Annotated in this window: 24 protein-coding genes; 11 read left to right on the top strand and 13 right to left on the bottom strand. The window is 71.9% G+C overall.

What is annotated here, in order from left to right:
* Positions 1 to 154 precede the first annotated feature (154 nt).
* From B0I28_RS17255 to B0I28_RS17240, 4 genes are all read left to right on the top strand, one after another.
* Positions 155 to 1,459, top strand: coding sequence for an ammonium transporter (locus B0I28_RS17255; protein WP_106365069.1), 1,305 nt, complete (start codon positions 155 to 157; stop codon positions 1,457 to 1,459).
* A gap of 124 nt (positions 1,460 to 1,583) precedes the next feature.
* Positions 1,584 to 3,110: a signal recognition particle protein gene (gene ffh, locus B0I28_RS17250; protein WP_106365068.1), complete on the top strand. Its 1,527-nt coding sequence runs from the start codon at positions 1,584 to 1,586 to the stop codon at positions 3,108 to 3,110.
* Positions 3,111 to 3,182: 72 nt separating this feature from the next.
* Entirely contained in the window at positions 3,183 to 4,274 is a 1,092-nt protein-coding gene (locus B0I28_RS17245) for an amidohydrolase family protein (RefSeq protein ID WP_106365067.1), read from the top strand.
* 142 nt (positions 4,275 to 4,416) lie between these two features.
* Positions 4,417 to 4,917, top strand: a complete 501-nt coding sequence (locus B0I28_RS17240) for a DUF4190 domain-containing protein (protein WP_106365066.1) — start codon at positions 4,417 to 4,419, stop codon at positions 4,915 to 4,917.
* 70 nt (positions 4,918 to 4,987) lie between these two features.
* On the opposite strand, the gene B0I28_RS17235 is transcribed toward B0I28_RS17240, so the two are convergent.
* The 9 genes from B0I28_RS17235 to B0I28_RS17195 all read right to left on the bottom strand — a co-directional run bounded on the left by B0I28_RS17235 (position 4,988) and on the right by B0I28_RS17195 (position 13,570).
* The gene (locus tag B0I28_RS17235; protein WP_106365065.1) at positions 4,988 to 5,344 is read right to left on the bottom strand and encodes a VOC family protein; all 357 of its coding nucleotides are present in this window, start codon (positions 5,342 to 5,344) and stop codon (positions 4,988 to 4,990) included.
* Positions 5,345 to 5,384: 40 nt separating this feature from the next.
* Complete coding sequence (locus B0I28_RS17230) at positions 5,385 to 5,864, bottom strand: twin-arginine translocase TatA/TatE family subunit (RefSeq protein WP_106365064.1); 480 nt, start codon at positions 5,862 to 5,864, stop codon at positions 5,385 to 5,387.
* A 79-nt stretch (positions 5,865 to 5,943) separates the two neighbouring features.
* Positions 5,944 to 7,365, bottom strand: a complete 1,422-nt coding sequence (locus B0I28_RS17225; protein ID WP_106365063.1) for a S1C family serine protease — start codon at positions 7,363 to 7,365, stop codon at positions 5,944 to 5,946.
* Positions 7,366 to 7,605: 240 nt separating this feature from the next.
* Positions 7,606 to 7,773 carry a DUF3117 domain-containing protein gene (locus B0I28_RS17220; protein ID WP_081913440.1) on the bottom strand — a complete coding sequence of 56 codons (168 nt, stop codon included), beginning with the start codon at positions 7,771 to 7,773 and terminating at the stop codon, positions 7,606 to 7,608.
* A 226-nt stretch (positions 7,774 to 7,999) separates the two neighbouring features.
* A complete protein-coding gene (locus B0I28_RS27950; RefSeq protein ID WP_146148139.1) occupies positions 8,000 to 8,497 on the bottom strand; it encodes a hypothetical protein in 498 nt (165 codons plus the stop codon).
* A gap of 12 nt (positions 8,498 to 8,509) precedes the next feature.
* Complete coding sequence (locus tag B0I28_RS17210; RefSeq protein ID WP_181245826.1) at positions 8,510 to 9,034, bottom strand: DivIVA domain-containing protein; 525 nt, start codon at positions 9,032 to 9,034, stop codon at positions 8,510 to 8,512.
* 18 nt (positions 9,035 to 9,052) lie between these two features.
* Positions 9,053 to 9,706 (bottom strand): hypothetical protein, encoded by a 654-nt coding sequence (locus B0I28_RS17205; RefSeq protein ID WP_106365060.1) that lies wholly within the window; start codon positions 9,704 to 9,706, stop codon positions 9,053 to 9,055.
* Positions 9,703 to 12,225 carry an FtsK/SpoIIIE domain-containing protein gene (locus tag B0I28_RS17200; protein ID WP_106365059.1) on the bottom strand — a complete coding sequence of 841 codons (2,523 nt, stop codon included), beginning with the start codon at positions 12,223 to 12,225 and terminating at the stop codon, positions 9,703 to 9,705. The genes B0I28_RS17205 and B0I28_RS17200 overlap by 4 nt, the downstream gene beginning before the upstream one ends.
* 82 nt (positions 12,226 to 12,307) lie before the next feature.
* Complete coding sequence (locus tag B0I28_RS17195) at positions 12,308 to 13,570, bottom strand: M18 family aminopeptidase (protein WP_106365058.1); 1,263 nt, start codon at positions 13,568 to 13,570, stop codon at positions 12,308 to 12,310.
* An 81-nt stretch (positions 13,571 to 13,651) separates the two neighbouring features.
* On the opposite strand from B0I28_RS17195, the gene folP reads away from it, so the two are divergent.
* Both folP and B0I28_RS27315 read left to right on the top strand, forming a co-directional pair.
* Positions 13,652 to 14,518, top strand: coding sequence for a dihydropteroate synthase (gene folP / locus B0I28_RS17190; protein ID WP_106365057.1), 867 nt, complete (start codon positions 13,652 to 13,654; stop codon positions 14,516 to 14,518).
* 141 nt (positions 14,519 to 14,659) lie between these two features.
* Entirely contained in the window at positions 14,660 to 15,412 is a 753-nt protein-coding gene (locus tag B0I28_RS27315) for a class I SAM-dependent methyltransferase (protein WP_181245825.1), read from the top strand.
* On the opposite strand, the gene B0I28_RS17180 is transcribed toward B0I28_RS27315, so the two are convergent.
* Together B0I28_RS17180 and dapE are read right to left on the bottom strand one after the other, a co-directional pair.
* The gene (locus tag B0I28_RS17180) at positions 15,391 to 16,101 is read right to left on the bottom strand and encodes an LOG family protein (RefSeq protein WP_106365056.1); all 711 of its coding nucleotides are present in this window, start codon (positions 16,099 to 16,101) and stop codon (positions 15,391 to 15,393) included. The two genes, B0I28_RS27315 and B0I28_RS17180, sit on opposite strands and share 22 nt — an antisense overlap.
* Positions 16,098 to 17,168 (bottom strand): succinyl-diaminopimelate desuccinylase, encoded by a 1,071-nt coding sequence (gene dapE, locus B0I28_RS17175; protein WP_106365055.1) that lies wholly within the window; start codon positions 17,166 to 17,168, stop codon positions 16,098 to 16,100. The genes B0I28_RS17180 and dapE overlap by 4 nt, the downstream gene beginning before the upstream one ends.
* Before the next feature lie 39 nt (positions 17,169 to 17,207).
* Between dapE and B0I28_RS17170 the strand changes: the two genes are divergently transcribed.
* Both B0I28_RS17170 and B0I28_RS17165 read left to right on the top strand, forming a co-directional pair.
* Positions 17,208 to 18,137 (top strand): DapH/DapD/GlmU-related protein, encoded by a 930-nt coding sequence (locus B0I28_RS17170; protein ID WP_106365054.1) that lies wholly within the window; start codon positions 17,208 to 17,210, stop codon positions 18,135 to 18,137.
* A gap of 114 nt (positions 18,138 to 18,251) precedes the next feature.
* Complete coding sequence (locus tag B0I28_RS17165; protein WP_106365053.1) at positions 18,252 to 18,629, top strand: YbjQ family protein; 378 nt, start codon at positions 18,252 to 18,254, stop codon at positions 18,627 to 18,629.
* Positions 18,630 to 18,712: 83 nt separating this feature from the next.
* Here B0I28_RS17165 and B0I28_RS17160 read toward each other — a convergent pair whose 3' ends face one another.
* The gene (locus B0I28_RS17160; RefSeq protein WP_106365052.1) at positions 18,713 to 19,846 is read right to left on the bottom strand and encodes an Mrp/NBP35 family ATP-binding protein; all 1,134 of its coding nucleotides are present in this window, start codon (positions 19,844 to 19,846) and stop codon (positions 18,713 to 18,715) included.
* Between the two features lie 88 nt (positions 19,847 to 19,934).
* Here B0I28_RS17160 and B0I28_RS17155 point away from each other — a divergent pair, with 88 nt between their 5' ends.
* A complete protein-coding gene (locus B0I28_RS17155; RefSeq protein WP_106365051.1) occupies positions 19,935 to 20,774 on the top strand; it encodes a PhzF family phenazine biosynthesis protein in 840 nt (279 codons plus the stop codon).
* 13 nt (positions 20,775 to 20,787) lie between these two features.
* On the opposite strand, the gene amrA is transcribed toward B0I28_RS17155, so the two are convergent.
* Positions 20,788 to 21,378, bottom strand: coding sequence for an AmmeMemoRadiSam system protein A (gene amrA, locus B0I28_RS17150; protein WP_106365050.1), 591 nt, complete (start codon positions 21,376 to 21,378; stop codon positions 20,788 to 20,790).
* Positions 21,379 to 21,506: 128 nt separating this feature from the next.
* Here amrA and B0I28_RS17145 point away from each other — a divergent pair, with 128 nt between their 5' ends.
* On the top strand, positions 21,507 to 22,364 hold the full coding sequence (locus tag B0I28_RS17145) for an SDR family NAD(P)-dependent oxidoreductase (protein ID WP_106365049.1): 858 nt from the start codon (positions 21,507 to 21,509) through the stop codon (positions 22,362 to 22,364).
* A gap of 115 nt (positions 22,365 to 22,479) precedes the next feature.
* On the top strand, positions 22,480 to 23,145 hold the full coding sequence (locus B0I28_RS17140; RefSeq protein ID WP_245889016.1) for a vitamin K epoxide reductase family protein: 666 nt from the start codon (positions 22,480 to 22,482) through the stop codon (positions 23,143 to 23,145).
* Positions 23,146 to 23,148 lie beyond the last annotated feature (3 nt).

Here is a 23,148-nt window from a genome sequence, read left to right as displayed (position 1 = left end):
CTTCACTCCGGTAGGTAGGAGCGTCACGCGCCGGTCGCAAGGCCGGCGCGTGACAACCGCTCCCGAGCACCGTCGCTCCCCTCGACGCCGGACGACTCTAAAGCCCTTTGCAAGCAGTTACTACCTATCTTCGGAGAGAGGAGGCGGCACGCCCATGGAGGGTCTCGACACCGGCAACACAGCCTGGATTCTTACCTCAGCCGCCCTTGTCCTGCTCATGACTCCGGCGCTCGCCCTGTTCTACGGCGGGCTCACCCGCGCCAAGAGCGTCATCAACATGATGATGAAGTGCCTCGTGGCCATCGGCCTCGTCAGCGTCGTCTGGGTCCTCGTCGGCGAGTCGCTCGCCATCGGGGACGGCTCCGGCGACAACCCCCTCATCGGCGACTTCACCTCGCTGTTCGGCTCCCGCCACGCGATCGAGGTCCTCGGCGAGGCCGGTCTGAGCGGCGTCCCGAACGCCGTGTGGACCGCCTTCGGCATGATGTTCGCGATCATCACCGTCGCCCTCATCGCGGGCGCCGTCGCCGACCGCATGAAGTTCTCCGCGTGGGTCGTCTTCGCCACCGTCTGGGTCATCGTCGTCTACTGCCCGGTCGCGTACTGGGTCTGGGGCGGCGGCTGGATCGAGGACTGGGGCGTGCTCGACTTCGCCGGCGGGACCGCGGTCCACGTCAACGCCGGCGCCGCCGCGCTCGGCCTGGCGATCGTGGTCGGCCGCCGCATCGGCTGGAAGGACGGCAACTTCGCGCCGCACAACCTGCCGCTCGTCCTCCTCGGCGCGGGCCTGCTGTGGTTCGGCTGGTTCGGCTTCAACGCGGGCTCGGCCTTCGCCGCCGACGGCTTCGCGGGCCTCGCCTTCCTGAACACCCAGGTCGCCACCGCCGCCGCGGTCCTCGCCTGGCTCCTGATCGACCGCCTCCGCGGCATCAAGCCCTCGATCATCGGCGGCTGCTCCGGCGTCGTCGCAGGGCTGGTCGCCATCACCCCGGCCGCGGGCTACGTGACCCCGCTCGGCGCGATCGCCATCGGCGCCGTGGCCGGGATCATCTGCCCCTTCGCCATCGGCCTGAAGCACAAGTTCGGCTTCGACGACGCGCTCGACGTGGTCGGCCTGCACATGGTCGCCGGCTTCTGGGGCTCGGTCTCCCTCGGCCTGTTCACCTTCGCCGAGTCCAACGCCCTCGGCGTCGACGGCCTCTTCTACGGCGGCGGCTTCGAACTGCTCGGCAAGCAGGCCGCGGCCACCGGCGTGGTCCTGGTCTACTCGGCCGTGGTCGCCTTCCTCATCGGCCTGATCCTGAAGTTCACCATGGGCATCCGGATCTCCGAGGAGGAGGAGCTCGCGGGCATCGACGCCGCGCAGCACGGCGAGGCGGGCTACGACCTGCCCGTCAACGGCAACACCAGCGTCGACGCGCCCGTCGCCGCGGGCGAGCCCGAGAAGGTCAACGCCTAGCAAGGCTTCTTCACACCGCTGAGGACGGCCGCCCCCGCCACGGGGCGGCCGTCCTGTTTTCGCGTCCCGCCGCGCGCCCCGTTAAGCTCGTAGCAGTCCAATCAACCCACCGAGAGGTCAGCCCGTGTTCGACGCATTGTCAGATCGACTGTCGGGAATCTTCGAGTCGATCCGCGGCAAGGGCCGCCTGACCGATGCCGACATCGCCTCCACGGCCCGCGAGATCCGCCGCGCGCTCCTTGAAGCCGACGTCGCGCTCCCGGTGGTCAGGACCTTCATCTCCCGCATCGAGGAGCGCTGCAAGGGCGCCGAGGTCTCCAAGGCCCTCAACCCCGCCCAGCAGATCGTCAAGGTCGTCAACGAGGAGCTCATCGCGATCCTCGGCGGCGAGACCCGGCGCCTCAACTACGCGAAGCAGCCGCCCACGGTCATCATGCTCGCGGGCCTCCAGGGCGCGGGCAAGACCACCCTCGCCGGGAAGCTCGCCAAGTGGCTCAAGGGCGACGGGCACTCCCCGCTCCTGGTCGCCGCCGACCTCCAGCGCCCCAACGCCGTGAACCAGCTCCAGGTCCTCGCCGAGCGCGCGGGCGTCGCCGCCTACGCGCCCGAGCCCGGCTCCGGCGTCGGCGACCCCGTCAAGGTCGCCACCGACTCCATCGCCGAAGCGAAGCAGCGCGGCCACGACATCGTCATCGTCGACACGGCCGGTCGCCTCGGCATCGACGAGGAGATGATGCAGCAGGCCCGCGACATCCGCGACGCCGTGAACCCCGACGAGGTCCTCTTCGTCATCGACGCCATGGTCGGCCAGGACGCCGTCAACACCGCCGAGGCCTTCCGCGACGGCGTCGGCGTCACCGGCGTCGTCCTCTCCAAGCTCGACGGCGACGCCCGCGGCGGCGCGGCCCTGTCCGTCCGCCACGTCACCGGCCGCCCCATCCTCTTCGCGTCCACCGGCGAGAAGCTGGAGGACTTCGACGTCTTCCACCCCGACCGGATGTCCTCGCGCATCCTCGGCATGGGCGACATGCTCACCCTCATCGAGCAGGCCGAGGCCGTCTTCGAGGAGAAGCAGAAGGAGGAGTACACCGAGAAGCTCCTCAAGGGCGAGGACTTCACGCTGGAGGACTTCCTCGACCAGATGCAGGCCATCCGCAAGATGGGCCCCATCGGCAACCTGCTCAAGATGATGCCCGGCATGGGCCAGATGAAGCAGCAGATCGACTCCATCGACGACAAGCAGATCGACCGCACCACGGCGATCATCCGCTCGATGACCCCCGCCGAGCGCCGCGACTCGTCGCTCATCAACGGCTCCCGCCGCCTGCGCATCGCCAACGGCTCCGGCGTCACCGTCTCCGAGGTGAACCAGCTCCTCGCCCGGTTCAAGGAGGCGCAGAAGATGATGCGCCAGATGGGCGGCGCCATGGGCATCCCCACCGGCAAGGCCACGAAGTCGCCGTACACCAAGCGCAAGGGCAAGAAGGGCGCCAAGAAGAAGACCGTGCGCCGCGGCGGCCCCGCCTCGCAGCAGCAGCGCGCCCCGCAGGGCCTCGGCGGCCAGATGCCGGACCTCTCCGGCTTCAACCCGGCCGACCTGCCCGACATCGACCTGGAGCAGTTCTTCAAGGACCAGGGCAAGGACAAGTAGCGCCCCCGCGCCGGGCCCGACACGGGGCCCGGCGCTGGACATCGCGACCCGTCCGGGTGATACTGCGAGGCGATGACTGCACTCGAACCGCTCGCGCCGCTCCACCTCCGCGTCGTCTGGCTCCCGTACGACACGGTCTGCGACCTCTACGTCGACGGCGACCGCATCACGTTCGACCCCGTCCCCGGCGCGCGCACCGTCGCCACCTCCGGGTACGCCCTGCCCGGGCTCGTGGACGCCCACTGCCACATCGGCATCCGCCGCGGCGCGGCCCCCATCGAGAGCCTCGACGAGGCCCGCGCGCTCGCCCGCACCGACCGCGACGCCGGCGTCCTCGCCATCCGCGACGCCGGATCGCCCTACCCGTACCCCGAGCTCGTCGGCGAGGACGGCCTCCCGCGGCTCATCCGCGCCGGGCACCACATCGCCGCCTCCAAGCGCTACCTGCGCGGCATCGGCCTCGAATGCGAGCCGCACGAGGCCGCCGCCGCGCTCGCCCGGCAGGCGAAGCTCGGCGACGGCTGGGTGAAGCTCGTGGGGGACTGGATCGACCGCGGCCGCGGCGACCTCGCCCCGTCCTTCGAGCCCGAGGTCCTCACCGCCGCGATCCACGCGGCGCAGGCCGAGGGCGCCCGCGTCGCCGTCCACACGTTCTCCGAAGAGGCCGTCGAGTGCGTCGTCGCCGCCGGGGCCGACTCCGTCGAGCACGGCACCGGCCTGTCCGCGGACCTCCTCGACACCATGGCCGCCAAGGGGATCTCCCTGGTGCCCACCATGATCAACATCGAGACGTTCGACGACATCGCGGCCGGGGCCGACGTCAAGTTCCCCCGCTACGCCGACCACATGCGCCGCCTCAAACGGGGCTTCCCGGAGGTCGTGCGCGCCGCCTGGGAGGCGGGCGTGCAGGTCCGGCTCGGCACCGACGCGGGCGGCGGCATCGACCACGGCCTCGCCGCCGAGGAGATGCGCCTGCTCCACGAGTCCGCGGGCATCCCCCTCGCCGAGGTCGTCGCCGCGGCCTCCTGGAAGGCCCGCGAATGGCTCGGCCTCGCCCCCGACCTCGGCGACGTCGTCGTCTACGACCGCGACCCGCGCACCGACCTGACCGCGGCCCGCGAGCCGTCCCTGATCGTCCTCCGCGGTCGGATCGTCGAGCGCTGAACTTGTTGGGAAATACGCCCATTCGCGCCCTGACCCGCCGTCCCACCACTCGTTCGCGAAGCGGCCTCGTCACCACGCTGTGGCGCGAATCGGTTATCGTGAACGTCCCCGCGCCGTTTCCGCCCGAGCAGAGAGTGCAGCGATGACCTATCCTCCAACTCCGGACCAGTCCGGTCAGGGCGGCTTCCAGTACGACCCGTACGGCAGCCAGCCCGGTTCCCAGCCCCAGCAGCCCGGCTACAGCCCGCAGCCGCAGCAGCCGGGCTACAGCCAGCCCCAGCAGCCCGGTTACGGTGCCGCCCCGCAGCTCCCGCCCGCCGCCCCCGGCTACCCGCCGCAGTACGGCGCGCCCGGCCCGTACGGCCCGCAGCTCCCCAAGGGCCAGGCCGTGGCCTCGATGGTGCTCGGCATCGTCGCCGTCGCGCTCTTCTGCGTGCCCTTCGTGAACCTCATCTGCGGCATCATCGCCGTCGCGATGGGCGCCGTGGCGCTCAAGAAGATCAAGCTCGGCCAGGCCGGCGGCAAGGGCATGGCGATGACCGGCCTGATCCTCGGCATCATCGAATGCGCGTGGGCCGCGATCGCCATCATCATGTACATCAGCGGCGTCGCCTCCCTCGGGATGGTCGGCACCACCGTCTGACGCATCGACGCGCGGAACGGCCCGGGCGTCGCCCGGGCCGTTCCGCGCGTTCGCACGTCGATCCTCCCGATCACATGGTGACCAGGCAGAACGGGTGCCCGACCGGGTCGGCGAAGACCCGGTAGGTCTCCCCGCCGCCGTCGAGGCGGCTCGCCCCGAGCTCCAGCGCCGCCGCCTCGCCCGCGTCGAGGTCGGGCACGCGCACGTCGAAGTGCATCTGCTGCGGGTGCGCGCCGCCCGGCCAGGTGGGCGTGGTGAAGTCGGGGATCTGCTGGAAGGCCACGCCGGGCCGGTCGGGCGCGTCGCCGATGACGACCCAGTCGCCGTCGTCCTGGACCCGGACCATGCCGAGCAGCTCCTGGTAGAAGGACGCGAGCGCACCCGGGTCGGGGCAGTCGATGATGAGGCCGTGCCAAGTTCCGATCATCCGGCCAGTGTTCCATCCGGGTACGACGGGGAAACCCCGATCAGGTGACGTCGTCGAAACTGGCCGAGCGCCCGCGGGTCCGCTCGGCGGCCGGGGCGTCGTCCGAGCCGGTGGCGGCGCCGTTCGCGCTGCCGTTCGAGGATCCGTTCGTGCCGCGCGTGATCGCGCCGCGGTTGACGTTGCGGCGGGTCGTCTCGATGTCGCGGGTCGCGTCCGCGAGGCCCTCCTGGAGCGGCTTCGTGCCGTCCTGGAGGTCGCGCATCGTGGACTTGAGGGGGTTCGTGAGCATCTCCTGGTCCTCTTCGGTCAGGATGTGCTTGCGCACGAACGTCTTGGGGTTGAGGTCCTCGGGCTTGATGTCGGTGCCGATCTCGCGGCTGAGGTCGGCCGCGGCGTTCGACGCCATGTTCCGGGCCTTCGAGATGAACCGGCGGAGGTTCGCGAGGGCCTTGGGCAGCTTGTCGGGGCCCCACAGGAAGATCGCGATGAGGATGATGACGAGGAACTCGGTTCCGCCCAAGCCTCCGAACACGCTGACCCTCCGATGACCGACTGTGACTGCTGGTACCTGAAAAACCTCCGCCTAGCGTACCCCCACGTCAGTCCGCGGCCGCTTCTAGAGTGACCTGGGCGCTGTGCTCCTCGCCATCGCGCTCGTACACCACCGTGACCACGGTCCCGGGCGCGAGCTTGCGGATGAGGGCGATCAGCTGGGTGTTCTCGGTGACCCTGGTGCCGTCGAAGGCGGTGAGGAGGTCGCCGTCCTCCAGGCCCGCGTCGTCGGCGGGGGAGCCGTCGACGATCGTCGCGAGGGTCACGCCGACGCCCAATTCGGATTCTCCGAGCTCGGCGCCGAGGACGGTGTGGGCGGCGCTGCCGGTCGCGATGATCTCGTCGGCGATGCGCTTGGCCTGGTTGATCGGGATCGCGAAGCCGATGCCGATGTTCCCGGCCTCGCCCTCGGCCGCGGTGGACGCGATGGCGGTGTTGATGCCGATGACCTGCCCGGCGATGTCGGTGAGCGGCCCGCCGGAGTTGCCGGGGTTGATCGCCGCGTCGGTCTGGATCGCGGCCATCACCGACTCGACCTCGCCGTTGTTGTTCTCGGTGAGCACGGGCCGGTCGATCGCGGAGACGATGCCCTCGGTGACCGTCGACGACAGCCCGAGCGGCGCCCCGACGGCGAGCACCGGGTCGCCGACGGCGACCTTGTCGGAGTCGGCGAGGACCATCGCCGGGTGGTCGCCGCCCTCGATCTGGAGGACCGCGACGTCGGAGTCGGGGTCGGAGCCGATGACGTTCGCGGTGGTCACGGACCCGTCGCTGAACAGGACCTGGAGCTGCTCGGCGGGCTCGGTGCCGCCGCCGACGACCACGTGGTGGTTGGTGAGCAGGTACCCGTCGTCGGAGACGATGAAGCCGGAGCCGTTGCCGCCGTCCGCGGTGAGGACCGTGACGACCGACGGCATGATCTGCTCGACGACGCCCGCCACGGAGGTGAGGTCACGCTGCGTCTCGGGGTCGGCGCCCGTGATCGTGCCGCCGATGTCGCCGCGGGTGGCCCAGATGCCGATGGCCGCGCCGAGGACCCCTGCGATGAGCGCGGTGACCGCCGAGACGGCGACGACGAGCCCGAGCCCGGCCCGCGCGGTCCGGCGGGGCCGCTCGGGAAGCGGTTCGAGCGGGGTCGCGACCGGCGCCGGGCGGGTCTCGATCACGGCCCGGCTGCCCGGGTCCCGCCACGGGTCGCTCGCGGCCGCGGGATGCCACCACGCGGCCTGGCCGGCGGGCGGCTGCTGCGCGGCGGCCTGCGGCTGCGGTGCGGCCATCGCGACGTCGTGGCGCCCGTCCGCGGCGGGTCCGGCGGGGTGCGCCGGAGACGCGGGTTCCTGCGGGGCCGGCTGCGCCGCCGTCTGCGGGGCCTGCGGCGCCTGCTGCTCTGGAGCCGACTGCTGCCAGGGCTGCTGGGGTCGCCACTGGTCGCCCGGATCTGCCTGGGGCGGCTGGGTGCCGGAAGTCATGGGTAGAGTCTATGCCGCATTTGCCGCCCCTTCACCCGCGCTGCGATTCCGGCCCGGCCCGTGACGGTGCGTCCGGATTCCGCTGCGCCCACACGACACGCCGCGCGCGTCCACCCCGCTCGGCGCCCGCGCACGACCGGTCCGAGGGCGCGAAGAAGGACCCGCTTCACGGAACCGTGCAGCGGGTCCTCAGTCCGGACCGGCGGCGGGGTGACCGCCGAGTGGGGTGGCTTCGGGCCGTTATTCGAGGGCGCCCTGGAGCTCCTTGTTCAAGGTCTCGGCCTCTTCCGGCGTCATCTCGACCACAAGACGACCGCCGCCTTCCAGCGGCACCCGCATGATGATGCCGCGGCCCTCCTGGGTAACCTCCAACGGACCATCGCCGGTCCGCGGCTTCATGGCCGCCATATTCGTCTCCCCTCGATCCAAGGCCGCAGGTTGCGACTCGACGTTGCTAGATCAAGTTTCCCCGATCCGCAGGCCGAGAGCCAACTCGCCCCTCCGAGTATGTGACAAAGTTGCGGAGAAAGTGCCTAAAACCGTTTAAATCGGACACCCGATTTGCGGTTTTCCGTTTCCCGTGCGCAGAGCCCTGAAACAATGCCGGATCGTGACGGTCCGTCCGGGTACCGGACTACTCTTCCGGGTCCTGCTCGTGCTCGGCGCCCAGGAGGAACGCGGTCCCCTCGATCTCGCGCCCGTACGGCGACACGAACGTCGGCAGCTCCTTGGGCCCCAGCGACCGGATGTACGACCAGAACAGGCGCACCGCCTCGGCCTTGTCGACCGCCTCGATCGGCATCGACAGCGTCACGAGCCAGTCGCTGCGCCGCTCCGGCGTCGGCAGGCTGCGGACCAGGTCCTCCCACGCGTCCGGCATGAGCTGCGTCCAGCCCGCCTCGACACCGGCGCTCTCGTCGGTCTTCTCCGGCTCCTCCAGGCGGCGCCGGTACACGACCGCGGGGCCGACCAGCTCGCCCAGCGCGAAGACGCCCTCCGGGCCGGCCAGGGCCACCTCGTCGCCGTCCGCGGCGCCCTCGGGACGGGCCCCCTCCGGCTCGACCGACTCGACCTCGTACGCCTGTTGCTCCGCGTACTCGTCCTCGTGCAACACCAGCAGCCAATAACGCATGGGCTTATCCCATCACGACCCGCCGCGCGGCGGCGCCTCCCCTTCATCCTCGCGCCCTGCCTCACGTCCGGTCCCCTCACCGTCCGCGCCGGACTCCTTCGCGAGCCGGAACGTGTCCTCTTCGAGGGGTTCGTCGAACGGCTCGGCGTCGAACGCCTCCGCCTGCGTCTCCGGCTCGACCGGACCGTCGCCGTACTCGGCGTCGGCCGCCTCCTCGCGATCCGCTTCGGCCGCAACGGCTTCCCCGCCGTCCAGTTCGGCCCGCAGCGCCGCCAGCTGCTCGTCGCGGCGGCCGATCTCCCACGCGAGGCGGTTCAGCGCCGCGTCGACCTGGTCGGTCCGGTAGCCGCGCGCCCCGGTGTCGAACCGCAGCGCCCCCACGGACGCCTCGCTCACCGGCTCCTCGTCCCCGAGCCCGGGCGGCGCGCCCGCGGGCGCGAGGTCCAGCAGCGTGTCGCGGCCGGTGGCCCACACGACGATCGAGAACGCGATCCACACGCCGACGACGGCGACGATGACCGGGAGCACGAGACCCACGGGACCCTCCAAGCAGTTCTAAGCGAAGAACGCGAAATAGGCGAACAGCGCCATTGTGCAGACCGCGAGGGTCACTCCCAGACGCGGGTTGTGGGGGACGACCGCCTTCACCGGCCGCCCGTCGCGGTCCGTGCGCGGCAGCCGGGGCCGGTTCGCGGCCCCCACCAGCAGATACCCCACCAGCGCGGCCATGACGGGCGGCAGGAACATGACCCACCACGCGGCCTCGCCGCCCCCGCCGCTCGCCGCCAGATAGACCAGCTGCCCGATCAGGCACGCGATCATGCACGCGCCGTAGACGAGGAGCTCGCGCACCACGTGGTGCACGTCCGGCAGGAGCGTCGGCCGCTGGGCCGCGCGCACCGTCGCCCGCAGCGACAGCTCCGCCTCCCGCAGCGCGGTCTCGGCCTGCGCGAGCGCCGCGTCCGGGTCGTCCACCGCCGTCTCGGCCTCCTGGAGCGCGTTCGAGGGCATCAGGTCCGGCGTGGACTGGCGCAGCCGCACGCTCAGGTCCACCACCTCCGCGGTCCGCGCGTCCAGCTCGGTCCGCACGCCCGCGAGCGCCAGCCGCCGCCGCTCCAGCCGCCGCGTCGCCTGCGCGCTGCTCGCCGCCGAGTCGGCGTCGAGCCGCGCCAGCTCGTGGACCAGGTCTTCGTACGCGCTCAAGCTCATCGGGTCTCCACCACTTCGTCCAGGCGGCCGGGCCGCACGTACGGCACCGCCAGCACCTCGGTCCCCGCGTGCCGGTCGATCACCAGGCACCGGTTCGCGCGCGCCTCCCAGGCCCGCTCGTACCCGCCGGTGATCGCCGCCAGGTCGTTCGCGGCGATGTTCAGCGCCACCACCCCGGCCACGTGCTCGCGCCCGGCCGTGCCGCCGATGTCGTCGAGGAACCGCCGCGCGCCCCGCCACCAGCCGATGACGTGCGCGCCCGTCGCCGGGCCGTGCAGCAGCAGGTCCCGCAGCGTCCCCGGCTTCCCGTCCGCGCCGTCGGCCCCGAACCACACCAGGTACACCGGCTTCCCGCGCGGCGCCGTCAGGATCGACCCCGGCTCCAGCTCCCGGCACTCGTGCCCGGCGCCCTTCAACTCCTCCACCAGGTCCCGCGCGAGGTCCTCCGCGCCCGCGGCCGTCGCCGCGACCTGGAACTCCACGCTCCCCGGCTCGTGCTGCCGCGCCACCGACAGCGCCGCCGACGTCAGCACGTCGGCCGCCACGATCGACGTCCCCAGCACCGCCAGGTGCCGCCCCGGGCTCCGGTCGAACTGGTAGCCCACCGTCGACATGTGCACGTCCACCGCCCGGCCCACCAGCGCCCGCGGCGCGTGCGTCGGCACGAGCGACGCGAACCCCGGGTCGGCCGCGAGGTGCTGCTCGTCGAACCCGCGGAACACCACCGGCTCCGCGTCCGAGTCCCGCCGCTCCCACAGCTCCCGCCGCAGCCGCGCCAGCAGGTCGTCCGCGCTCGACGCGTCCGGGAACCGGCACGTCCGGTTGCGGCCCTTCAGACCTCCGGCGTCGTTCAGGATCGCCTGCCCCACCGACTCGACCGCCGCGTCGTTCCCCTCGTCCAGCAGGTGCCGCGCCCCCGGCAGCGCCACCCGCAGCGGGAACTGCCCGAAGATCGAGTCCTTCTTGGAGTACAGCGCCTCGATCCCCGAGATCGTCTGCGACGCCAGCACCAGGTGCACCCCGTACGAGCGGCCCTTGCGCGCCAGCTCCTCCAGGTGCGCCACCGCCTCGCCCGCGAGCCGGTCGTTCCCCGCGAACAGCACGTGGAACTCGTCCACCACGGCCACGATCCGCGGCAGCCGCAGCTCCGGCCGCAGCTCCCGCAGCCGCGCCAGCCGCGTCGCCCCCGCCCGCTTCATCAGCCCGGCCCGCCGCGTCAGCTCCGCGCGCAGCGCCGCCAGGACCGCCACCCCGTACTCGCGGTCGGACTCGACGCCGACGGCCTTCACGTGCGGGATCCACGACGGGTCCAGCGGCGAGGGCGTGAACTCCGTGAACGACACGCCCTCCTTGAAGTCCAGGAGGTACAGCTCCAGCTCCTCGGGGGAGTACCGGGTCGCGAGCCCGTACAGCACGTCGAGGAGGAACACGGTCTTGCCGCCGCCGGTGCGCCCGCCGATGAGCCAGTGCGGCGTCGCGTCGTCGAACGACACCTCCACGTCGCCCCCGGCCATGCTCCCGGCCTGGTCGCGACCGATCACCGTCGTCAGCCCGCTCCGGCTCGACTCGGTCCACAGCTCGGCGGGCACCAGGTCGGCCACCGACAGCTCGCCCGCCTCGCGGCGCTGGCGCGCCCGCGAGCCGAACACGGTGCGCGCCAGGCGGGGCGGTGGCGCGGCGTCGAGGACCACGGGCAGCGGGAGGCTCCCGAGCCGGACCTCGTCGCCGCATTCGAGGTAGGTCGCGTGCTCGATGGCGGGGAGCGGTTCGCGGTGCGGGTGGTTCCTCCAGCCGCACAGCACGAGGTGGCAGCGGGCGGCGGGCCCGGCGTGGGCGAGGGCCGCGAGGCGCTCGCGCATGGTCTTGCCGACTTCCGGCGGGAGTCCGGCGATGACGATGAGGTGGTAGGGCCGGTCGGCGATCGACTGGCCGCGGGCGGCGATGTCGCGCAGCTCGGTGAGCCGCTTCTCGGCGGCGGTGAGGGCCCGTCCGAGCGCGAGGTGGTCGGTGGCGACGGGGGCGGCGATCCCGGCGTCGACGAGCGCGGTCGCGGGCGCGAACACCTGCCCGAGCGTGACGCCGTCCACGAGGGACAGTTCGAGGTCGGGGTGCGCGGCGGTGACCCGCACGAGCAGCGACTGGAGCATCCCGGCCACGCGCGGGTCGGCGGCGTCGCCGTCGCACACGAGGTGGCCCTTGCCGAGCAGGCCCGTCAGTGCGGGGAACGCGGGCTCGTCGTCCAAGAGGGCCGTCCCGATCCGCACGGCCTCGACCCCCCTAGGGTCGGTCCACAGGGGCGTGTCGGGGTCGGTCTTCGCGAGGTCGTCGCCGAGCCATCCGGTGGCGGCGCCGGCCGCTGCCGCGCTGAGCCGCTGGGCCAGTTCACTTCTGCGGCGCTCGGTGTCGTCGGCGGCGAGCTGCGTGGCGGCCTCGACGAGGAGCCGCTCGGCCCGGTCGGCGGCCCCGGCGGCTTCGCGCAGCCGCGCCGCGGCCCGCTCCAGTTCGGTCCGCCAAGTCAATGCCGCCTCCAAGGGGGTGCCGTGAACGACACCACCTTACCGGTGCAGCGCAGGGCGTGAGGACTCCGGAGCGGGGAGTCGCCTAGTGCTCGAAGAGCCCCAGCGCGAGTTCGGCGAGCCGGGCCGGGTCGTCGGCGCCGCACAGCTCGCGCGCCGAGTGCATCGACAGGATCGGCAGGCCCACGTCCACAGTGAGGATGCCGAGCCGGGTGCCGGAGATCGGGCCGATCGTGGTCCCGCCGGGGATCGAGTTGCGGTTGACGTAGTACTGCCACGGGATGCCGGCGCGCTCGGCGGCGCGGCGGAACAGCGCCTCCTCTTCGGCGCCGCTCGCGTACCGCTGGTTGGCGCTGACCTTGATCATCGGGCCGCCGCCCGCGACGGGCCGGTGGCCGGGCTCGTGCTTCTCGGGGTAGTTCGGGTGGATCGAGTTGCCGGTGTCGGAGGACATCATCGCGGAGGACGCGATCGCCTGCGCGTACCGCTCGTAGTCCCCGGCGAGGACGCGCCGGAGCACCGACTCCAGGAACGGGCTCTGCGCGCCGGAGTAGGTCATCGACCCGATCTCCTCGTAGTTGAACGCGGCGAGCACCGGCAGGTGCGACCCGGTGTCCTCGGCGGCGATGAGCGCGGCGACCCCGGCGTGGACGCTGGTGAGGTTGTCGAGGCGCCAGGCCGCGAACAGCTCGTCGTCCTTGCCCAGGTAGCCGGGCGCGTCGAGGGCGACGGTGAACAGGTCGTGGCCGATCACGTCGTCGGGGTCCACCCCGGCCTCGCCCGCGATGAACTCCAGGAACTCGCCTTCGCGCGGCTGGCCGAGGCCCCAGATCGGGGTGAGCTGGCCCTGCGGGTCGAGGGCGCGGCCCTCGTTGACGCCGCGGTCGAGGTGGATCGCCAGGCGCGGGATGCGCAGCAGCGCCCGGTCGACGTCCACGAGCACCTCGCTTCCATCGCGCAGGATCAGGCGGCCCGCGACGCCCAGGTCCCGGTCGAGCCACGTCTGGTGCGGCACGCCGCCGTAGACCTCCACGGCGACCTGCTTCCAGCCCGCCGCGCCCGTGTCGGGCTTCGGCTTGACCTTGAACGCGGGGGTGTCGGTGTGGGCGCCGAAGATGCGGAACCCGTCGAAGTCGGCGCCCGTGACGCGCCACGCGATGATCGAGCCGTCGCGCACGGTGTAGTACCCGCCGGGCTCCTCCAGCGGCCACTCCCCGGTCTCGGCGAGCCGCCGGAACCCGGCCGCCTCCAGCCGCCGGCCCGCCTCGGCGCACGCGTGGTACGGCGTGGGGCTCGCCTTGATGAACGCGGCGAGGTCGTCGGTGTGCGACCGGTCGAAGCGGGCCATGGTGCTCCTCCTGGGCTCATTCGCGCCGCCGCGGGGGCCGATGCGGTGGCGGGTGGCTGGTGCGGCTGTCAGCATAGAGCCATGCGTGCTCTGAGACTTGGCAGACGGGTGTTCGATGACGGCGATTACGCGGTGATGGCGATCGTCAACCGCACTCCCGACTCGTTCTACGACGCCGGGCGGACCTTCGCGTTCGACGCGGCCGTCGCGGCCGTGGACAACGCGGTCGCGAACGGCGCCGACATCGTCGACATCGGCGGCGTCAAGGCCGGGGACATCGGGCCGGAGGTCACGCCCGCCGAGGAGATCGAGCGGGTCGTGCCGCTCATCGCCGCCGTCCACGACCGCCACCCCGAGCTGGTCATCTCGGTCGACACGTGGCGCGGCGAGGTCGCCCGCGAGGCGGTCGCCGCGGGGGCGGAGCTCATCAACGACACGTGGGCGGGCTGGGACCCGACGGTGATCGAGGCCGCCTCGGACACCGGCGCGGGGCTCGTCGTCTCCCACACCGGCGGGCTCGCGCCGCGCACGATCGCCGAGAAGGCCGTCTACGGCGACGTCGTCAAGGAGGTCCGCGGCGAGCTCGTGGAGCGCGCGGAGGCCGCCGTGGCCGCGGGCGTGCGCGCCGACGGCATCCTCATCGACCCGACCCACGACTTCGGCAAGACCACGTACCACTCGCTCGACCTGACCCGCCGCCTCGACGAGCTGGCCGAAACCGGCTGGCCGGTGCTGGTCGCCCTGTCCCGCAAGGACTTCGTGGGGGAGACCCTCGACCTGCCGGTGGACCGGCGCCTGAACGGCACGCTCGCGGCGACCGCGATCTCCGCATGGAACGGGGCGCGGGTCTTCCGCGCGCATGACGTGGCCGCGACCCGCGAGGTCCTCGACATGGTCGCCTCCATCAAGGGCGACCGGCCGCCGAAGGCCCCGCTGCGGAGCCTCTGACCCGGGCCCGCGACGCGCGGTCACCGGTATGCCGGTGACCGCGAACACCTTTCGAGGGTCTACATTCAATCCGGCGCACCCCATCCCGAGCAGCACCGTAGCTTGCGGCGGCGACCCTATCCAAGATTCGGAGGCCCACCGATGAAGTTCACCCGCAGACGGCGCGTACCCGCGCAGGCCGCCCCCGTCGAAGAGGCCCCCGCGGCGCCCGAGACCGCCCCCGAACCCGCCCCTGAACCCGAGCCCGAGCCCGCCGCCGAGTACGTGTTCCCCGGCTCGGCCGCCTACTGGGAGGGGCGCTACGCGAGCGGCGGGAACTCCGGCGACGGCTCGCGCGGCACGAACGCCGAGTTCAAGGCGGAGGTCCTCAACAAGTTCGTCGCCGAGCAGGGCATCGAGTCCGTCATCGAGTTCGGCTGCGGCGACGGCGAGCAGCTCTCGCTCGCCGAATACCCCCGCTACCTCGGGTTCGACGTGTCGCCGACGCAGCTGCGGCGCACCATGGAGCGGTACGCCGAGGACCCCACGAAGAGCTTCGCGCTCTACGACGGCGACAGCTACTCCGACCCGGCCGGGTTCGTCACCGCCGACATGGCGATGTCGCTCGACGTGATCTACCACCTCATCGAGGACCACGTCTACGACCTGCACCTCAAGCACGTCTTCGGAGCCGCCCGCCGGCACGTCGTCCTGTTCACCGGCGACGCGAGCGACCCCTCGCTCGCGGGCGAGTTCGCGCCGCACGTGCGCATCCGGCCCGTCCTCAAGGACGTCGAGGAGCGCTACCCCGAATGGCGGCTGCGCGAGCGCATCCCCAACCCGCGCCCGTGGCGCGAGTTCGGCGCGGAGGGCTCCATCGCCGACTTCTTCATCTACGAGCGCGCCGAGGACTGAGCCGACCGGGACTGCTGCATGTGCGCCACGGCCTCGTCGAGGTCGTCGGTGACCAACAGCAGGTCCAGGTCCTTCGTGCTGATCTTGCCGTCGCCGAGCATGGAGGCGCGCAGCCACTCGACCAGCCCGCCCCAGTAGTCGGTGCCGATCAGGGCGATCGGGAACTTGCCCACTTTGCCGGTCTGCTCCAAGGTGAGCGCCTCGAACAGCTCGTCCATGGTCCCGAAGCCGCCCGGGAGGGCGCAGAACCCGCACGAGTACTTCAGGAACATGACCTTGCGGACGAAGAAGTACTTGAAGTCCAGCTCGATGTCCACGAACTCGTTGATGCCCTGCTCGAACGGCAGCTCGATGCCCAGGCCCACGGACTTGACGCCCGCGTCGTAGGCGCCGCGGTTCGCGGCCTCCATCGCGCCGGGGCCGCCGCCGGTGATGACCGAGAACCCGGCCTCGCCGAGCTTGCGGCCCAGGTCCACGCCGAGCTTGTACTCCTCGGAGTCGACCACGGTGCGCGCGGAGCCGTAGACGCAGACGGCGTCGCCGAGGTCGGCGGCTTCGAGCACGTCGAAGCCCTCCACGAACTCGGCCTGGAACTTCATGACCCGCCAGGCGGCGCGCTGCTTCCACTCCTCGCTGTGTTCGAGGTCCAGCAGCCGCTGGTCGTCGGTGATTCGCCTGTCCGAAGTCATGGTGCCTCCACATACGCCCGCAGCGCGTCCGCGCAGGCGCGGATGCGGGGGATCTCGACGCGTTCGTCCTGCTTGTGGGCGAGGTTGGGGTCGCCCGGCCCGAAGTTCACCGCGGGGACGCCGAGGGTCGCGAACCGCGCCACGTCGGTCCAGCCGAGCTTGGCGCGGAACTCCCCGCCCGCCGCGGCCACGAACTCGGCGGCCTCGGGCCGGTCCAGGCCCGGGCGGCACGACGGGGCCGAGTCCACGAGCTCGACCTCCAGCCCCGCGAACACCTCGCGCACATGCGCTTCGGCGGCGGCCTCGTCGCGGTCGGGCGCGAAGCGGTAGTTGACCTCCACCCAGCCCTCGTCGGGGATGACGTTCCCGGCGACGCCGCCGCCGATGAACACCGCGTTCAGGCCCTCCCGGTACGTGCAGCCGTCCACGTCGACCTCGCGCGCCTCGTAGGCGCTCAGCCGCTCCAGGACCGGCGCGAGCCGGTGGATCGCGTTCTCGCCCTTCCAGGACCGCGCCGAGTGCGCCCGCTTCCCGCGGGTCTTGACGCGCGCCCGCATCGTCCCCTGGCACCCGGCCTCGACCAGGCCGTACGTGGGCTCCAGGAGGATCGCGAAGTCCGCGGCCAGCAGCTCCGGCCGCGACTTCGAGAGCTTGTTGAGGCCGTTGTGCACCGCCTCGATCTCCTCGCAGTCGTAGAACGCGAAGCTCAGGTCGAACTTCGGCTCCGCCACCGTCGCCGCGATCCACAGCGCGAGCGCGGTGCCCGACTTCATGTCCGAGGTGCCGAGCCCCCACATCACGTCCCCTTCGGTGCGCGTGGGGAAGTTGTCGTTGACCGGGACGGTGTCGAGGTGCCCGGCGAGCATGACGCGGCGCCCGCGCCCCAGCTCGGTGCGGGCCACGAGGGTGTTCCCGACCCGCTCCACCGTCAAGTGGCCCAACCGCTTGAGGGCCGCCTCCACCGCGTCGCAGATCGCGGCCTCGTCGCGCGAGACGGACGGGATGTCGCACAGGGCCCGCGTCAGCGCGACCGGGTCGGCGAGGACTGCCTCACTCAAAACTGTCACATCCGCAGACGATACCCGGCGCGTGGATAGGCTCTGAGGATGAGTGCATTCCTGACTGACGCAGCCTGGGGAGTCGGCGTGGCCACGGTCGCCCCCGACGGCACGGTCCTCGACGTGTGGTTCACCCGCCTCGGGCTCGGCGAGGCCCCGACCGGCGTGGCCGCGCCGGAGATCGACCGGGAGAACCCGACCGGGACCCGCTCGAAGGGCGTGTCGGTCCTCGTCAAGTCCCTCGCCGAGGAGCCGGTGGACACCGCCGACGTGTACCTGCGCCTCCACCTCCTCTCGCACCGCTTCGTCACCCCGCACACGATCGACCTCTCGGGGATCTTCGGGCTCCTCCCGAACAACGCCTGGACGAACCACGGCCCCGTCCCCGCCGACTCGGTGAACGCCGCGCGCCTGAAGCTGCGCGGCGAGGGTCAGACTCTCGAAGTGAAGTCGCTCGACAAGTTCCCGCCGATGGCCGACTACGTGACCCCGGTGGGCGTGCGCATCGCCGACGCCTCCCGGGTGCGCCTGGGCGCGCACCTCGCCGAGGGGACCACGGTCATGCACGAGGGCTTCGTGAACTTCAACGCCGGGACGCTCGGCAACTCGATGGTCGAGGGCCGCATCTCCGCGGGCGTCGTGGTCGGCGACGGCTCCGACATCGGCGGCGGCTCCTCGATCATGGGGACGCTCTCGGGCGGCGGCAAGGAGGTCATCTCGATCGGCGAGCGCTGCCTCCTCGGCGCGAACGCCGGCATCGGGATCTCCTTGGGCGACAACTGCGTCGTGGCCGCGGGCTGCTACGTCACCGCCGGGTCGAAGGTCACCCTGCCCGACGGGACCGTGGTCAAGGCCGCGACCCTCTCGGGCAAGGACAACCTCCAGTTCTGGACGAACACCCAGACCGGCGTCCTCGAAGTGCGCCCGCGCACGGGCACCTGGGGCGAGCTGAACGCCGCCCTGCACAGCGCGCAGTAGGCCCGGGTGCACCGCACGTAGTACCTGGGTACCGCCCCTCATGCCTGAGCATGAGGGGCTTTTTCGTTCTTCGGACCGACGCGCGGGCCTGCGGATTCGCATAGCGTTGCCCGCATGGACTATGTCGGAGAATTCGGCGGCGCGAATCCCACCGCCTCAGGCTTCGTCGTCACGACGACGGAGAACGTCCCGGGCTACGAGGTCCTGGAGACCCACGGCGAGGTCTTCGGGCTCACGGTGCGCTCGCGGAACATGTTCTCCGACATCGGCTCGGGCTTCAAGTCGATCCTCGGCGGCGAGCTGAAGGGCCTCTCGAAGGCCCTCGCCGCGTCGCGCGAGGAGGCCCTCACCCGCATGGTGGACCAGGCGAAGTCCTTGGGCGCCAACGGCGTCGTCATGATGCGCTTCGACGTGAGCGACGCCCGCGACATGGGCACCGAGGTCTGCGCGTACGGCACGGCCGTCACGGTCCGCAAGCGGACCCAGAACTGAGCTTTACTAAGGAAACCGGGAGATAGGAAGCGGCGGCGCCGATCCGCGAGGATCCGGTGCCGCCGCCCCGTTCGTTCCGAGTCCTAGACCACGCTCAGCCCGAGGGGCTTGCCCGCCAAGGACACCTTGCGGACCGCGAGCTGGTCGGCGATGGCGCGGATCGCGCGGGAGGCCTCGCAGTCGGGGTCGGAGAGCACGAGCGGGACACCCGCGTCGCCGCCTTCGCGGAGCTTCGGGTCCAGCGGGATCTGGCCGAGCAGCGGCACGTCGGTGCCCACGTCGCGGGTGAGCGCCTCGGCGACGGTCTTGCCGCCGCCGGAGCCGAACGGCTCGATGTGGGAGCCGTCGGGCAGCTCCATCCACGACATGTTCTCGACGACGCCCGCGAGCTTCTGGTGGGTCTGCGTCACGATCGCGCCCGCGCGCTCGGCGACCTCCGCGGCGGCCTGCTGCGGGGTGGTCACGACCACGAGCTCGGCGGTCGGCAGGAGCTGCGCCACCGAGATGGCGATGTCGCCGGTCCCGGGCGGCAGGTCGAGCAGGAGCACGTCGAGGTCGCCCCAGTAGACGTCGGCGAGGAACTGCTGGAGCGCGCGGTGCAGCATCGGGCCGCGCCACACGACCGCGGTGTTCCCGGGCGTGAACATGCCGATCGAGATGACCTTCATGCCGTGCGCCTGCGGGGGCATGATCATGTCCTCGACCTGCGTCGGGGCGCCCTCGACGCCGAGCATCCGCGGGATCGAGTGCCCGTAGATGTCCGCGTCGGCGACGCCCACCGACAGGCCCTTGGCCGCGAGCGCGGCGGCGAGGTTCACGGTCATCGACGACTTGCCGACGCCGCCCTTGCCGGAGGCGATCGCGAACACGCGGGTGCGGGACTCGGGCAGGTTGAACGGGATGACCGGCTCGGCGCCGGCCTTCCCGCGCAGCTTCACCTGGAGGTCGGCGCGCTGCTGCTCGCTCATGACGCCGAATTCGAGTTCGAGCTCGGTGACGCCGTCCACGCCGTCGACGGCGGCGGCGATGTCGCGCTGGAGCGTGTCGCGCATGGGGCAGCCCGCGACGGTGAGGAGGATGGTCAGCGACAGGCGCCCGCCTTCGACCGCGACGGTGTCGACCATCCCCAGCTCGGTGATCGGACGGCGGATCTCGGGGTCGTTGACGTGCGAGAGCGCTTCGTGTACGGCCTCGACGACGGCGGCGTTGTCAGACATGACCCAATCGTAACCACGTGCCCGCAGGCGCCAATGTGAGCGTAGCCTTACCGCCCGCTCGTCACCCGGTGCGAGCTATAAGTGCTTCATGCTTCCGTTCGCGATCTACGACGTCTTCTCCGACCGCCCGTACGCGGGCAACCAGCTCGCCGTCGTCTACGACGGCCAGGACCTCTCCACGAACCAGATGCAGGCCGTGGCCAAGGAATTCGGCTTCTCCGAGACCGTGTTCGTGCTCCCCGCAACCGATCCCGGCGCCGACTACCTCGCCCGCATCTTCACCCCTGCGGAGGAGCTGCCGTTCGCCGGGCACCCCACGATCGGGGCCGCGGTCGCCGTCACGGCCGCCGGGCGGGTCGCGCCGAAGGACGGCCGGGTCGTCCAGGAGTGCGGCGCGGGCCTCATGACCGTCGCCGTCGACGGGGACGCGGCGAAGCTCACGTCCACCGCGATCGCCGTCGGCCCCGAGATCGACCGTGAGACCGCCGCGGCGGCGCTCGGCCTGCACCCCGACCGGATCATCGGCACCCCGAAGAACGCCAGCGCCGGGCTCGACCACAATTTCGTGCGGGTCGCCGAGAGCGACGTGGCCGCGGCGGTCGACGTGCCGGGGCACCTCGACAAGGTGTACGTGTTCAGCTTCGACGCCGACCACGCCGCCGTCCACGCGCGGCTGTTCCACGTGGGCGTGGGGGAGGACCCGGCGACGGGGTCGGCCGCGGTGGCGCTGGGCGTGCACCTGGTTGACGTCGGCCTGATCGAGGGGGACGGCGTGCACGCGTACGAGATCGCGCAGGGCGCGGAGGTCGGGCGGCCGTCGTCGCTGTACGGCGAGGTGGTCGTGGAGGGCGGCGTCGCGGTGTCGGTCTCGGTGTCCGGTTCGGCGGTCAAGACCGCCGAGGGAAACCTGGTCGTGCTGCCCGAGTAGCCCGTCTGCGCCGCTAGGGCGCGCCGACGTAGTCCGTGGTCCCGTACCGCTCGGCCGTCAGGCCCTTGGGCCAGGGGGCCGAGCGGAGGCCGCCGTCCCAGATGCGGCGGGGCCAGCCGCCTTTGCGCAGCAGCGCGGCGACGAAGCGCTCGGGGTCGGGCTGGTTCGCCCACACCGACGGCAGGAACGTGGCGCGGTGTCCGTCGAGGTCCTTGAGCACGAGGCCGTCGACGCCGGGCCGCAGGTCGTCGAGGAGCGTCGGGAAGTCCTGGGCCGCAAGCGGTTCGGACGGGGACAGGACCGAGACCTTGACGGTGAGCCCGGGGACCTCCTCTGCGGCGACGGCGGGCAGGCGCGGGTCCTTCGCGGCGAGGCGCGCGTTGCGGACCACGTCGAATCCCAAGGGCCGCACGGCGATGAGGGTGCCGATGCAGCCGCGGAGCACGCCTTCCCGCTCCAAGGTGACGAACGTCGCGGCCCGCTCGCCGAGCGCGGTCGGTGCGTCGGCGAGCAGTTCGGCCGCGCCGGGCGGGCGCGGGCCGAAGGAGGTCGCGACCGCGCTGCGCGCCAGCGCCGTCAGGACCGGGCCAAGGTTCGGCTCCATGCCCCGATGGTCCCACGCCGCGGGAGGCGCCCGTGCCGACCCCGGTGGTACGCCCTGATGGTGGCGGTTTCGCGCTGTTCGGCCCGGCGGTGGTGCGTTTGGTCGGGGCCCCGTGAGACACTGCCCGCATGACTGAACCGCGATCGAGCCGCGACGCTTTCGAAGACGGCCTCGCCGAGGTGATCGACCTGCCTTCCGCGGGTCAGGGCCCGTTGACGGAGCTCGGGCGGCTCCAGCAGCTCGATTCGCTCGCAGGGAAGATCGCGCTGGTCACCGGCGCCGGTGCGCCCGACGGGATCGGGATGGCGATCGCGACGCGGCTGCGGCTGGCGGGCGCGACGGTCGCGATCGTGTCGACGACGAAGCGGATCCACGAGCGGGCGGGGGAGATCGACGCGGTCGGCTTCGTCGCGGACCTGACCGACGAGGCGGAGGTCGGGGGTCTGGCCGACGCCGTCGTGGACGCGGTCGGCGAGGTGGACATCGTGATCAACAACGCGGGGCTGACGTCGAAGTCGGACCCGGCGGTCGTGAAGCCCGTCGCCCAGCTGTCCTATGAGGACTGGCGCTCGGAGCTGTCGCGGAACCTCGACACGGCGTTCCTGGTGTCGCGGGCGTTCGTGCAGCCCATGGCCGAGCGCGGCTGGGGCCGCATCGTGAACGTCGCCGCCACCGCCGGCGTCGTCAACGCCGTCCCCGCCGAGGCCGCCTACGCGGCCGCGAAGGCCGGGGTCACGGGCCTGACGAAGGCCCTCGCCACCGAGGTGGTCGCCGACGGCGTCACCGTCAACGCCATCGCGCCGGGCCTGGTCCGCACCGGCTCGTCCACCGTGCCCGAGCTCCAGCAGGGCCTCGACGGCCCGATGGGCCGCCCGGGAACCCCCGAGGAGGTCGCGGCCGCGGCCGTGTTCTTCTGCGCGCCTTCGGCCTCGTACGTCACCGGGCAGACGCTCGTGGTCGACGGGGGCCGGTCCCTGCGGGTCTGACGCAGGCCGCCTGCCGTTTCGACGCCGGAGCGCCCCGCCCGGTTCCACATCGTCCGGATCGCCACATTCGGCGCTTTGCGCGCAACTCCGGTCGCGCCGCGCTCGTTACCCTTGCGTGATCACATCGACGGCAACCACGACAGACACCCAGGGGGCGCTCATGGACGAGGCGTTCGGCGAGACCGGAAGAGAGGCCCGCGGGCGCACGGTCACCGGGCTCGTCCTGCTCGTCGGCGGGCTCGTCGGCCTCGCGGCCGCGTTCGACCTCACCTATGAGCGGATCGCCTCGCTCATCGACCCGAACCACCAGATCTCGTGCAACTTCAACCCGGTGCTGTCGTGCGGCACCGTCATGAACACGTGGCAGGCGTCGGTGTTCGGGTTCCCGAACCCGCTCATCGGGCTCGCGGCGTTCCCGCTCGTGGTCTTCATGGGGGTCCTGTGGCTCTCCAAGACCGAGCTGCCGCGGTGGATCGCGCTCGCGTTCAACCTCGGCGCGCTCGCCGGGATCGGCTTCGTGTCCTGGCTGATCTTCCAGTCGGTGTACCGGATCGGGGTCCTGTGCCCGTGGTGCATGGCCGTGTGGGCGGTGGTCCTGCCGATCTTCTGGTTCACCACGGTCCGCAACCTCCGCACCGGCGCGATCCCGGTGTCCGCGGACTGGCGCGACGCCGTCGACGACGTCCTGCGCTTCCACTGGATCGGCCTGGCCCTGCTGTACGTCGCCGTCATCGGCATCGTCGGCACCGGCTTCTGGGACTACTGGTCCACGCTGCTGTAGACG

The organism is Glycomyces artemisiae, from assembly GCF_003002955.1.
In the GTDB taxonomy this organism is placed as follows: Bacteria; Actinomycetota; Actinomycetes; order Mycobacteriales; family Micromonosporaceae; genus Glycomyces; species Glycomyces artemisiae.
This window is presented reverse-complemented; position numbering and strand designations above follow the sequence as displayed.